The following is a 12,210-nucleotide window of genomic DNA, read 5'->3' as shown; positions in this document are numbered from 1 at the left end:
TGCGCTCCTTCCTTATCCTGCTGCTAGTGCTTGCGCTTCCGATCAATGGGATAGCGGAAATGCTCATGCCGGTTGGATCGTCCGGGCATCACGTGATGTCCGATATGGAAGGTGTGGGCGCCATGACGACCGACCACGCTTCGATGGTTGGCGCCGATGACGGTGCTGAACACGAGTGCTGTGAAGCGAATGAGCATGGAACGGAGACCGTCTGCAAGACGGGCCAAGAATGCAAAACTGCAAGTATCCTTCAGCTTGTCTCAATAAAAGCCCAGCTGATGCCTGCTGCTGAACCCGTGACCACTCCCTATAACGGCCTGATCTCCTCTAGCCTTTTAGACGCCGTCTGGCGTCCACCCCGCGTCTAATTCCGATCAAATTATAGGAACCGCCCGAGTGAGCATTCGGGCCGGCTACTGCGCGCCTTTGGCTCGCATGAAAGATCAGGAATCCTTCGCAAATGAAACCCCGTATTTATTGGGCGCCGCCGTACGTGGCCGCCTTGATCATGGGCGCGCTCTCGTTTCCAGGGTTAGCGTCCGCTTTGACCTTAGAACAAGCTCTGAGCGTGGCCGAGCAAGACGCGCCTTCGCTGCATGCGCAAGCCGCCAACCTGGTGGCCGCACGCAGCGCTGCAATCCCTGCCGGCGAGCTTCCTGACCCTAAACTTAAGCTTGGACTGCAAAGCGTGCCCATCGAAGGTGACGCTCGCTGGCAGTTGGAGCAAGAGGCCATGACCATGCAAATGGTTGGGGTCATGCAAGATGTGCCAAACCGAGCGAAAAGGCGCGCTCGTGTCGAGGCCGCGCAGGCTAGTGTTGCGCTCGCAAACGCCCAGCAAACGGTTGAACGTCTCGGTGTGCGCCAAGCAACCGCCGAGGCATGGATCGCTAGCTTCGCGGTCGAGCAGAAGCTAAGCCTTTTCAAGCAGCTTTACAGCGAGAATCAGCTCCTTTCGCGGGCTGTTCAGGCCCGCATTGCTGGCGGCAGCGGACAAACCGCAGACAGCGTACTTCCGAGGCAAGAGGCAGCATTGCTGGCTGAACAAGAGGATGAGCTGCTGCGTAACCAGGCTGTTGCGCGGGCCGGCCTCCGGCGCTGGATAGGCGAGCTAGCAGGCCAGCCGCTTACAGGTGACTGGCCGCAATGGCTTGCCGCCGTTGATAACTATCAGCACAACCTGAACCGGCACCCGGCGTTACTCGCCTTCGACCCGATGACTCGTGAAGCGGAGGCAAAGGTTCACCAGGCCATCGCAGAGAAAACACCGGATTGGAGTTGGGGGATCGACTACCTGCGACGTGGCCGTGAGTACGGCGACATGGTGAACCTCAGCGTCAGCTTCGACCTGCCGCTGTTTACCAGCTCTCGGCAGGATCCGAAGATCGCGGCCGAACGAGCTCGCCTTGCCCAGATCGAGGCTCAGCGCCAAGCGACCTTGCGCCTGTACAACCAAGAGCTGAGTACTGACCTCGCTGAGTATCAGCGTCTGGACCGCGCACTCATCCGCCTCGACAAAACCTTACTACCCCTCGCTGAAGAGAAGGTCCGCCTTGCCATGGCCGATTACCGCTCCGGAAGCGGTGAGCTGACCGCTGTGATCGAAGCGCGACGACAGCTTGTGGAGACCCGGCTACGGCGTATTGACGTCGCCCGCGATCGATCGTTGAGCAATGCCCGCCTGCATTTCGCCTTTGGAGATACCCGACCATGACATTCCAACACAAGCGGCTGGTACTCGCCTTCAGTCTGCCTCTGATGATTAGCGCTGCAGCGCTAATCGGTCTGCCTACCGCAGCCTTCGGACAATCGCCTGCAGAAGAAGACAAGGAAGTGCTCTATTGGTATGACCCTATGGTCCCCCAGCAAAAGTTCGATAAGCCGGGCAAGTCGCCATTCATGGATATGGAATTGATTCCACGCTATGCAGATGAGGGAAGCGACGGGGCATCGATCAGTATCGACCCGAGCGTGACGCAGAATCTCGGCGTGCGCTTGGCAACCGTAACGCGTGAATCGATCAGCCAGTCGCTCGAAGCGACAGGCGCGTTGATGTTTGACGAGCGAGACGTGGCGGTTGTGCAGGCGCGTGCCGGTGGCTTTGTCGAGCGCGTTTACGACCGAGCACCGGAGGATGTCATCGAAAAAGGCGCGCCGTTAGCCGATCTTTTGGTTCCCGAATGGGCTGCCGCACAGGAAGAGTACCTGGCGCTCAAAGGGGTCGGCCAACCCCAGCTGCTCGCAGCGGCTCGCCAGCGGTTGCGCCTTGCTGGCATGCCGCCAGAAGTCATAGTGCAGCTAGAACGAACTGGTAAAGCGCGCCCCGTTTGGACAGTGACGAGTCCAATAGGCGGCGTGCTGAACAGCCTCGACGTTCGCGAGGGCATGACCGTACCCGCCGGCGCTACTCTTGCGCGCGTCAACGGCCTGGACACGGTTTGGCTAGAAGTTGCAGTACCAGAGGCGCGGAGCGCAAATTTAGCGCCAGGGCAATCAGTAACAACGCGCCTGCCCGCTTTTGCGGGTGAAACGCTGGAAGGAACGATCCAGACGGTACTATCGCAGGCCAACCTGGATAGCCGCACTGTGCGTGTCCGGGTCGAGCTACCTAACCCGCAACAACGGCTTCGTCCCGGCATGACGGCCGAGGTGACGTTGAGTCGCAACGTCGAAGATGTCTTGGTCATCCCGTCCGAGGCGGTCATTCGCACCGGTCGGCGCGCATTGGTGATGCTGGCCGAGGATCAAGGCCGTTACCGCCCGATTGAGGTTCGCACAGGCCGGGAATTCGATGACCAGACAGAGGTGCTTGAAGGGCTGGAAGCCGGTCAGAAGGTCGTGGCGTCCGGTCAGTTTCTCCTGGATTCAGAGGCGAGCCTACGCGGGCTGACCGCTCAGGGTTTGGAGGAGCCTGCAACTTCTACAGAACCTGCGCTGCACGAGGCTGAAGGTACGATCGTCAGCCTGGAAGATGGCATGGTTGGCCTGTCGCATGGGCCGTTCAAGACGCTGAACATGCCTGGGATGACCATGTCCTTTCCGGTTGCGGATCAATCCCTGCTGTCAGGCTTGCAAGTCGACGACCGCGTCCGTGTGGGCGTGCGTGAAAGCGACGAAGGCCTGGTCATCGAGCGCATCGAGAAGCTCGGGGGCCAGAAATGATTGCAGCCATAATCCGATGGTCAGTAGCCAACCGCTTTCTGATCCTGCTGGCCACTTTGTTCGCGGTGGCCTGGGGTATCTGGTCGGTCAAGAACACTGCTGTCGATGCGTTGCCAGACCTTTCCGACGTTCAGGTCATCATTCGCACGCCATACCCAGGGCAGGCGCCGCAGATTGTCGAGAATCAGGTCACCTACCCGCTTACGACGACCATGCTGTCTGTTCCCGGTGCCAAAACGGTTCGCGGCTACTCCTTCTTTGGGGACAGCTACGTGTACGTCCTGTTCGAAGACGGCACAGACCTTTATTGGGCCCGTTCACGTGTGCTGGAGTACCTGAGTCAGGTTCAGAGCCGGCTCCCTGCCGCCGCCAAACCCGCCTTGGGGCCTGACGCCACAGGTGTCGGTTGGATTTACCAATATGCCTTGGTAGACCAAACGGGCAAGCATGACCTCTCACAGCTGCGCTCATTGCAAGATTGGTTTCTGCGCTATGAACTAAAGACACTACCCAACGTGGCGGAAGTCGCACCCATAGGCGGGATGGTCAAGCAGTACCAGGTCGTAATGGATCCTATACGGATGGCCAGCCGGGGCGTGACGCAACAGCAGATCGCTCAAGCTATCGACGAGGCCAATCGTGAAACCGGCGGGAGTGTTCTAGAGCTAGCAGAAACCGAGTTCATGGTCCGTGCGACCGGGTATCTGAAGACACTCAACGACTTTCGAGCCATTCCTTTGCGTCTCGACGGCGGCGTGCCAGTGACGCTAGGGGACGTTGCGCATTTCCAGCTCGGCCCGGAAATGCGCCGGGGCATCAGCGAGCTTGACGGTGAAGGTGAGGTAGTCGGCGGCGTGGTGATCCTGCGGAGCGGCAAGAACGCTCGGGAAACCATCGCTGCCGTTCAGACCAAACTGGATGAGCTGACAGCGAGCCTGCCCCAAGGCGTCGAAATCGTCACGACGTACGACCGTAGCAAGGTGATCGACAGTGCCGTTGAAAACCTCACGCACAAGCTCATCGAGGAGTTCATTGTCGTTGCGTTAGTTTGCGCGATTTTTCTGTGGCATCTGCGCTCGTCGTTGGTCGCCATCGTGTCGTTGCCGATCGGCATCCTGATTGCTTTTGTGATCATGCAGCGGCAAGGCATCAACGCCAACATCATGTCGTTGGGTGGCATCGCGATCGCCATCGGAGCGATGGTCGATGCAGCAATCGTCATGATCGAAAACGCCCACAAGCACATTGAGGCCTGGCACAAGCGGCATCCTGACTCCACCTTGAAGGGCCAGGAGCACTGGAAGGTCATTACTGACGCGGCTGTTGAAGTGGGGCCGGCATTGTTCTTCAGCCTGCTGATCATCACGCTGTCGTTCATTCCAGTGTTCACCCTGGAGGCGCAGGAAGGCCGGCTGTTCGGTCCACTGGCGTTCACCAAAACCTATGCAATGGCAGCCGCCGCGGGCCTGTCTGTCACGCTGGTTCCTGTGCTCATGGGGTATTGGATCAGGGGCAAAATCCCTGACGAACACCGTAATCCACTCAACCGTGGCCTGATCTGGATCTACAAGCCGGCCCTGGACGCGGTACTGCGCTGGCCCAAGATGACTCTGCTGGTGGCTGTTCTGGTCTTCCTGACAGGCTTGTGGCCGGCCTCTCGCCTTGGTGGGGAGTTCTTGCCCCCGCTGGATGAAGGTGACCTCCTTTATATGCCCACTGCGCTTCCAGGCCTCTCCGCTCAGAAGGCTTCTGAGCTACTGCAGCAGACGGACCGGCTCATAAAAACGGTTCCAGAAGTTGCACACGTGTTCGGTAAGGCTGGTCGAGCCGACACCGCTACAGATCCCGCCCCGCTGGAAATGTTCGAGACGACCATTCAGTTCAAGCCGAAGGATCAATGGCGCCCTGGGATGACGCCTGACAAGCTGGTTGAGGAGTTGGATCGCACCGTACAGGTACCTGGATTAGCCAATCTGTGGATCCCGCCGATTCGAAACCGTATCGATATGCTGGCGACGGGTATCAAGAGCCCGATCGGGGTGAAAGTGTATGGCACTGACTTGGCACAGATCGACAAAGCCACCCAGGCAGTGGAAAAAATCGCCAAAACGGTGCCTGGGGTCAGTTCGGCGCTTGCTGAGAGACTGACCGGCGGCAGGTATATCGATGTGGATATCGTTCGTGTCGCCGCCGCACGCTACGGCCTGAATATCGCGGACGTGCAATCGATCGTGGCCGGTGCCATCGGTGGTCAAACCATTGGTGAAACCGTGGAAGGGCTCGCCAGGTATCCGATCAACCTCCGCTATGGCCGCGAGTGGCGCGACTCGATATCCGATCTGCGCAACCTACCGATCTACACGCCGCAAGGCAGCCAGATCACGTTGGGGACCGTGGCCAAAGTACAGGTGACAGACGGACCGCCCATGCTTAAAAGCGAAAACGCAAGGCTGTCGGGCTGGGTTTACGTCGATGTTCGTGGCCGCGACATGGCGGCTGTGGTGGGCGATCTGAGGGAAAAGATCAGCAAAGGGGTCCAGCTCGAATCCGGCATGAGCATCAGCTATTCCGGCCAATTCGAATTCATGGAGCGCGCTAACGCGAAGCTGAAGCTCGTCGTTCCGGCTACCTTGCTGATCATTTTTGTATTGCTCTACCTAACGTTTGCCCGCTTTGGCGAGGCGCTGCTCATCATGGCTACGCTGCCATTCGCTCTGACCGGGGGCGTCTGGTTCCTATATCTGCTCGGGTACAACCTATCCGTAGCGACAGGAATCGGATTCATCGCACTGGCAGGCGTTTCTGCTGAGTTCGGCGTCATTATGCTGCTGTATTTGAAGAACGCCTGGACGGATCGGGTTAACGCTGGAGCCCATGGCGAAGGCGTCCTGCTCGCCGCCATTCGTGAAGGTGCTGTCCAGCGAGTGCGCCCCAAGGCCATGACCGTCGCCGTGATCATCGCTGGCCTGCTGCCCATCCTTTGGGGCGGCGGGACCGGCAGCGAAATCATGAGCCGTATTGCCGCGCCCATGGTGGGCGGGATGATCACCGCGCCGTTGCTCTCCCTGTTCGTTCTGCCGGCAGCCTACCTGCTGATGCGCCGCCGGCAATTGCAGGCCCAGCACGCAACCAACTCCCCTGGAGAACATCTATGAACATCAAGCACATCACCCTTGCCTCACTCTTCCTAGTACCAGTCGCCTATGCCGCCGACAAGGAGCCAATGGACGGCATGCCGATGGATCACAAAGGCATGAACATGCCAATGGACCAGAAGTCGGCGGGACAGACCGCTACAGCCACAGGTACGGTCAAGAAAGTAAACACCGAGAGCGGAACCGTCACCATTGCCCACGGCCCGGTCGAAGCGTTGGGCTGGCCGTCGATGACGATGGGCTTCAAAGCAAAGCCTGATCAGCTCCAAACGCTGAAAGAAGGGGACCAGGTCGAATTCGAGTTCTCCTCGAAAGGTATGGATTCCACCATTACGCGCATCGAAAAGCAGTAAAGAGCAGAAAGCGACCGCCGCAGGCGCGGCGGTCGTACCAACACGAGAATGAAGCGATTACCGCTTTGTAACCTTGGCAACACCTTCTTGTAAGTAGCAAGCCTTTAATCTACAGGCATCAACTAACCAAGAGGTGCAAACCATGAACCGCATAACCAAAGTAATCGTTCCTTTTATTCTGACCGTTGCTTCCTCGCTTGCAATGGCCGAAGGCGGAAGCGAACGTACGCTGAATCGCTTAAATGACTCGGCAGGAGCAAAGCCCACCCTTAAGGAGCTTGTCAAAGAGGGTCAAGTGCTGAGCATCGCACCTGCAGGGGCGACCGGCACGACTCGAATGATTCAAAACTATAGAACTAGTGCCCAAGTCCAGACGTATGAGATGAAGGTCAAGACCCCCGACGGGAAGATCCATACGGTAGAGTTCCTGAGCACCCCAGTTGGCGTGAACAATGGCTAATCTGCCAAGCTTAATATCCGAGGGATAGTTAGATGAGCAGCATAATATCCAAGATTAAAAGCGTACTGCAGCGCAATCCGGTCGTAACGGGGTTAACCGCAGCTGTGGTTGGCTACATGCTACTGAACCAAAGCACTGCGGCGTTGGCAACAACGCTGCCAAGCCTGCTCTTTCTCTTGCCCTGCTTGTTGATGATGGTCGTATGCATGAAGCATATGTCTAGCGGTAAGTGCGACAAGCCCAAGGAGCCCAACGTTGGCGAAAACACCTTGTTAATCAAAAGCGAATAACCCACTGAACTTGGAGATTTAACATGCGAAAGGCCATCACCGTTACAGCAATCGCAATCACCTTGGCGAGCGGACTGAGTTTCGCAGCGGCAGATAAAGCGGACCAAAGCCATTCAGAAACCGGCATGATGAGCGGCGACAAGCATATGGAAATGATGGGTGACATGCGTGGAATGATGAAAGAGTGTCGTGAGATGATGGGGGCCGCCAAAGCCGACCACTCGCAAAATGGCGAAAATCCAGACGCAGCATAGGATATGAGGGTGTGAGTAACAATGATCGAAGCAGGTGGGGGGTGCCCCACCTGCTTTTTTGTGCTTGATGGCCTAACCAGGACCGTACTGATGGGAAAAGTGTCACTGACGAGCAGAATGGCGATAGCTCTCATGCTCGTGGTTACGGTTGTGCTGCTGGCGGCCGCAATCAGCTTTAATTATTTTTGTCAGCTCCATTTCGAACGCAAAGATGCACAAGTGCTTAATGAAAAGGCCGCTGCAGTAGAGCGTACGCTACTCAACAGCTCAGCATTCGGGCCTGAGACCGCTTCAAGGATCGATGCCGTTATTGAGCACTCCTTTGGCTTCGCGACTGCGGTTGTAGTAGACGGTAAGACGGTTTACTCCCATCACAATCTGTCTGAGAGCTTGCTACCTCTTGTCACAGACATCCAAGAGGAACGCTGGACGGTAAGTTTCGGTGGCCACCACTACAGCGGAATTACCAGAAAAGTAAATCGGTGGGTAGAAGGGCAGGACACTGTTATCTATTTGGCTTTGGATGTAACGCACCGAATCCACTTCTTCGATATGATTCAGCAGTGGCTTGCTTATACGCTTGTCGTTAGTGCACTTCTGAGTGGCGCGTTAGGTGTTGTTCTGATCAGGAAAGGCTTAAAACCAATAGACGAACTGTCCAAGACTTCTTCTACGGTAACCGCCCACTGCTTAGATACCAGAATTCCAACCGAGTCGGTGCCAGGCGAGCTGCATGAACTCGTAGACAACTTCAACGAAATGCTTTCGCGCTTGGACGACTCTTTTCTCAGATTGTCAGGTTTCTCAGCGGATATCGCGCATGAGCTAAGAACGCCGCTGAACAGCATGCTTACCCAAATGGAGGTCGCGCTCTTGCGCGACCGCGAGAATACCGACTACAAAGACATTTTGTATTCCGCCCTCGAAGAACTTAGGCGCATGTCAAAGATGGTCGATGACATGCTATTCCTCGCCAAGGCGGACAACGGGAAGATTACGCCCAATGCCGAAGATGCCAGCATGGCTGAGATTACCGCGAGCGTTATCGAATATTACGAGCTTGCAGCCGAGGACAAAAAGGTAGAAATCGCGCTTTCAGGCGATGGATCGGTACATGGCGATAAATCGATGCTGAGACGGGCCGTCTCAAACATAGTCTCTAACGCAGTTCGATATGCAGAGGAAGGCAGCACCATCAGCGTTGAAATAAGCGAGAGCGGTGGCTCGGTTAGCACAGCCATATCCAACCGAGGCACAACGATTCCAGCCGAGCTTCAGGCCCGAGTGTTTGATCGATTCTATAGGGTCGACACCGCAAGGCGCGAAGGAACCACCATGAATGCGGGCCTCGGCATGGCTATCACTCGTTCGATAGTCGAAGCGCACAAAGGGCCCATCGCTTGCGAATCAGCTGAGGGGCATACGACTTTCACAATGACGCTTCCAAAGCTTATGTCTAGGGATGGTCTGAAGTAGCCATGTATTTCCCCGGCATACCACCTAGCGCAACTTAAACTCGCCAAATGATCAAAAAACAATCAATTCGACGAGTATTTCTTACGTTTTCGCCACCCGGACCCCACTCCGGTGGCCATTTCCCGCATTACAGGCGCACCTCTCCTGCATTCGTCAGTAAATGTCGGCGCGCCATCCACAGGTTCGACAGAGCGAACAGTGTCACCAGTTGCGCCGTGTTTTTGGCCAAGCCGCGAAAGCGCACCTTGGTGTAACCGAACTGGCGCTTGATTACCCGGAACGGATGCTCGACCTTGGCGCGCACCTGAGCCTTGGCCTTTTCAATCTTGCGCTTGGCTTTGTACAGCACGCTGCGCTTATCGAGTTTTCTGTAGGTGCTGCGGCGTGCCGCCACCTGCCAGATAACTTCACGTCCTTCATGCTCGGGCCGCTTTTCGACACCGGTGTAGCCTGCATCGGCGCAGACCACGTTTTCGTCGCCATGCAGCAATTTGTCCAGCTGGGTGACATCCGCCACATTGGCCGCCGTGCCCACTACGCTGTGCACCAGACCCGATTCGTCATCGGCGCCGATGTGGGCCTTCATGCCGAAATAATACTGGTTTCCCTTCTTGGTCTGGTGCATTTCCGGGTCGCGCTTGCCGTCCTTGTTCTTGGTCGAACTGGGCGCATTGATCAGCGTTGCATCGACGATGGTGCCCTGGCGCAGCGACAGGCCGCGGTCGCCCAGATAGCCATTGATGACAGCGAGGATGCCGGCCGCCAGCTCGTGTTTCTCCAGCAAGCGGCGGAAGTTGAGAATGGTGGTTTCGTCGGGGATGCGCTCCAGGTTCAGCCCGGCAAACTGGCGCAGGATCGTGGTTTCGTACAGCGCTTCCTCCATCGCTGGATCGCTGTAGCCGAACCAGTTCTGCAGCAGATGCACACGCAGCATCGCCATCAACGGGTAGGCCGGACGGCCACCTTCACCCTTCGGATAATGTGGCTCGATCAAAGCAATCAAGCCCTTCCACCGCACCACCCGATCCATCTCGATCAGGAACAACTCCTTGCGGGTTTGCTTGCGCTTGCCAGCGTACTCGGCGTCGGCGAAGGTCATCTGCTTCATCGGGAAACTCGGTGGGTGGGGTCGCGGTATTTTGCCAAATCAGAAGTCTTTTTCAGAGTTTCCCTAGTTAATGGCAGAGTGCCAGCAACGACCCTGACCTACGCTCATAGAAACGCCAGGCTGAACCGAAAGAGGCCGAGACTTTCGAAGCTGTATATTTGGTTCTGGAGGTTTCACGTGCAAGCGTCCTCATCAAGAAAATGCGGTTCGACAGCCGCAGCGCTCAACGAAGCGTGCTTCTGCGTAAGCCTAGATCAAGCTGCGCTCGTAAACGCATTGACCGAACAGCTTGGGGATTCAGAGCTGTCGGAGCTATTGAAGTCACGTTGCGCCCATGTGTTTGCTGCACGACCGGTCTTTGTTTCATCCTTGCGGCTGCGCCAGGTTAATGCGGTTATTCAGGCCATCGAGCAGACCGTGAGTTCGCCCGGTTGGCGTGAGCATGCTCTGGATTCTGCACCTCCTATTGCACGACATGATCCTCGGGGTGCGCGCGGCGTCTTCTTTGGCTACGACTTTCATCTGGCTGAGGACAAGCTTGGGCTTATCGAAATAAACACAAATGCCGGCGGAGCGATGCTAAACGTATTGCTCGCCCGCGCTCAGCGCAGTTGTTGCAGCGGCGTAGTCGGGCTATCGCCGGGGCGGGGCGGGTCCGGAGGATTCGAGCAGTTGATTCTGGATATGTTCGCCCAGGAATGGTCTGCGAGCGGCGAGCAACGTCCGCTCACGCGCGTGGTGATCTTGGATGAAAGCCCACAAGCCCAATACCTGTATCCGGAGTTCCTTCTTTTTCAGCGGTTATTCGAGTCAGCAGGAATCGACTGCCTAATCGCAGACCCAGCCGATCTGGCCTTTCACAACGAGTGCCTCTTGGTCGACGGAAAGCCTGTGGATCTCGTCTATAACCGACTCACCGATTTCTATCTGGAAGGCGACAATTGCAGCGCGCTGCGCAGCGCTTATTTGGCTGATGTCGTGACGGTAACGCCACACCCTCAGGCCTATGCCCTTTATGCCGACAAACGCCGGTTGGTTGACCTAACCAACGCACGTTTTTTGGAAGAGATTGGCGTTGATCAGCAAATCCGAACCGTATTGGCCCAATACGTCCCGCTTACCGTTCCTGTCGAGCATCGCAATGCGGAGCACCTCTGGCAAAACCGCCGTAGCCTCTTTTTCAAGCCTGTCAGCGGGTTTGGTAGTCGCGGTGCGTACCGAGGAGACAAGCTCACCAAGCGGGTTTGGGAAGAAATCATTGGCGGAAACTACTTGGCCCAGTCCCTTATAGCTCCTGGCGAGCGTAGAACCGTCGCCGACCCTCAGGTACGACCAATGAAGTTTGACCTGCGCGCGTACGCTTATGCTGGCGAGGTGCAGTGGAACGCTGCCAGGGTCTACCAAGGCCAAACGACCAACTTTCGAACGGAGGGGGGCGGCTTTGCTCCTGTGTTTACCTTAGGCGAGGAAGAGGAGCTGGCCGGTTCCACAAGGCAACTATCGCACGCCTCGTTCACTTTCTTGCTCGACGAAACCGGAGCCATAGAAAAGCTGCCGCACCCGCTCTATCTCGCGTTGGTTCGAGCCGAAAGGGCTACTTCGAAGCTTGCCGGTAAGCGTTTTCGATTGGCGGACTGGTATGTGGCAATGGAAGACGGCCAACCGTCTAAGGTCATCCGAGAGTGGTACGGGTGGGTAGCGTTCGACGCAGATGGCGGTTACCACCCTGAACGTGGTTCGCCGAAAAACGACGAGTCGGATAGTGATGACAATGTAGATTCAACCGCTCTACCGACACGGGAAGAACACGATCGAATTGAGGGACTGTTGTTTAAAAGCGAGTGAGAGCCTGTCTCGCACAGCCCAGAGGTTCCTTACGGGCGCAGAGCCAAAGGAAGATTGCTTTTTCACTCACCTTTCAGGGCCATCATTAACCTCTTGAATGCGCCGTG

The 12,210-nt window shown here is 56.7% G+C and carries 11 protein-coding genes; 10 read left to right on the top strand and 1 reads right to left on the bottom strand.

Going from position 1 to position 12,210, the window contains the following annotated elements:
• The 9 genes from C722_RS26575 to C722_RS0123580 all read left to right on the top strand — a co-directional run.
• Positions 1 to 368 (top strand): hypothetical protein (locus tag C722_RS26575; protein WP_017642863.1); only part of this gene is annotated, 368 nt, incomplete at its 5' end.
• A gap of 92 nt (positions 369 to 460) precedes the next feature.
• A complete protein-coding gene (locus C722_RS0123615) occupies positions 461 to 1,714 on the top strand; it encodes a TolC family protein (protein WP_003292652.1) in 1,254 nt (417 codons plus the stop codon).
• Positions 1,711 to 3,162: an efflux RND transporter periplasmic adaptor subunit gene (locus tag C722_RS0123610; protein ID WP_017642862.1), complete on the top strand. Its 1,452-nt coding sequence runs from the start codon at positions 1,711 to 1,713 to the stop codon at positions 3,160 to 3,162. The genes C722_RS0123615 and C722_RS0123610 overlap by 4 nt, the downstream gene beginning before the upstream one ends.
• Positions 3,159 to 6,317, top strand: a complete 3,159-nt coding sequence (locus C722_RS0123605; protein ID WP_017642861.1) for an efflux RND transporter permease subunit — start codon at positions 3,159 to 3,161, stop codon at positions 6,315 to 6,317. The genes C722_RS0123610 and C722_RS0123605 overlap by 4 nt, the downstream gene beginning before the upstream one ends.
• Positions 6,314 to 6,670 (top strand): copper-binding protein, encoded by a 357-nt coding sequence (locus C722_RS0123600; RefSeq protein ID WP_003298789.1) that lies wholly within the window; start codon positions 6,314 to 6,316, stop codon positions 6,668 to 6,670. Before C722_RS0123605 ends, C722_RS0123600 begins: the two co-directional genes overlap by 4 nt.
• Before the next feature lie 142 nt (positions 6,671 to 6,812).
• On the top strand, positions 6,813 to 7,130 hold the full coding sequence (locus C722_RS0123595; RefSeq protein ID WP_003292648.1) for a co-regulatory protein PtrA N-terminal domain-containing protein: 318 nt from the start codon (positions 6,813 to 6,815) through the stop codon (positions 7,128 to 7,130).
• Positions 7,131 to 7,162: 32 nt separating this feature from the next.
• Positions 7,163 to 7,420: a DUF2933 domain-containing protein gene (locus tag C722_RS0123590; protein WP_017642860.1), complete on the top strand. Its 258-nt coding sequence runs from the start codon at positions 7,163 to 7,165 to the stop codon at positions 7,418 to 7,420.
• Between the two features lie 23 nt (positions 7,421 to 7,443).
• Positions 7,444 to 7,674, top strand: a complete 231-nt coding sequence (locus C722_RS0123585; RefSeq protein ID WP_003292646.1) for a hypothetical protein — start codon at positions 7,444 to 7,446, stop codon at positions 7,672 to 7,674.
• A 90-nt stretch (positions 7,675 to 7,764) separates the two neighbouring features.
• Positions 7,765 to 9,150, top strand: coding sequence for a heavy metal sensor histidine kinase (locus tag C722_RS0123580; protein WP_017642859.1), 1,386 nt, complete (start codon positions 7,765 to 7,767; stop codon positions 9,148 to 9,150).
• Positions 9,151 to 9,277: 127 nt separating this feature from the next.
• On the opposite strand, the gene C722_RS0123575 is transcribed toward C722_RS0123580, so the two are convergent.
• Entirely contained in the window at positions 9,278 to 10,258 is a 981-nt protein-coding gene (locus tag C722_RS0123575) for an IS5-like element IS1384 family transposase (RefSeq protein WP_017642858.1), read from the bottom strand.
• Between the two features lie 177 nt (positions 10,259 to 10,435).
• On the opposite strand from C722_RS0123575, the gene C722_RS0123570 reads away from it, so the two are divergent.
• Complete coding sequence (locus tag C722_RS0123570) at positions 10,436 to 12,103, top strand: hypothetical protein (protein WP_026084059.1); 1,668 nt, start codon at positions 10,436 to 10,438, stop codon at positions 12,101 to 12,103.
• The last annotated feature ends 107 nt before the right edge of the window (positions 12,104 to 12,210 follow it).

The sequence above is a fragment of the Pseudomonas sp. 313 genome (assembly GCF_000316965.1).
Taxonomy (GTDB): Bacteria; Pseudomonadota; Gammaproteobacteria; order Pseudomonadales; family Pseudomonadaceae; genus Chryseomonas; species Chryseomonas benzopyrenica.
Note: the sequence above shows the minus strand (reverse complement) of the source record. Positions and strands in the feature narration are given on the sequence as shown.

What these genes read in the sequence shown, in the direction of transcription:
- C722_RS0123590 (WP_017642860.1), top strand. Translation starts at nt 7,163, where the DNA reads ATGAGCAGCATAATATCCAAGATTAAAAGCGTACTGCAGCGCAATCCG.
- C722_RS0123605 (WP_017642861.1), top strand. Translation starts at nt 3,159, where the DNA reads ATGATTGCAGCCATAATCCGATGGTCAGTAGCCAACCGCTTTCTGATC.
- C722_RS0123585 (WP_003292646.1), top strand. Translation starts at nt 7,444, where the DNA reads ATGCGAAAGGCCATCACCGTTACAGCAATCGCAATCACCTTGGCGAGC.
- C722_RS0123575 (WP_017642858.1), bottom strand. Translation starts at nt 10,258, where the DNA reads ATGAAGCAGATGACCTTCGCCGACGCCGAGTACGCTGGCAAGCGCAAG.
- C722_RS0123595 (WP_003292648.1), top strand. Translation starts at nt 6,813, where the DNA reads ATGAACCGCATAACCAAAGTAATCGTTCCTTTTATTCTGACCGTTGCT.
- C722_RS0123600 (WP_003298789.1), top strand. Translation starts at nt 6,314, where the DNA reads ATGAACATCAAGCACATCACCCTTGCCTCACTCTTCCTAGTACCAGTC.
- C722_RS0123580 (WP_017642859.1), top strand. Translation starts at nt 7,765, where the DNA reads ATGGGAAAAGTGTCACTGACGAGCAGAATGGCGATAGCTCTCATGCTC.
- C722_RS0123610 (WP_017642862.1), top strand. Translation starts at nt 1,711, where the DNA reads ATGACATTCCAACACAAGCGGCTGGTACTCGCCTTCAGTCTGCCTCTG.
- C722_RS0123615 (WP_003292652.1), top strand. Translation starts at nt 461, where the DNA reads ATGAAACCCCGTATTTATTGGGCGCCGCCGTACGTGGCCGCCTTGATC.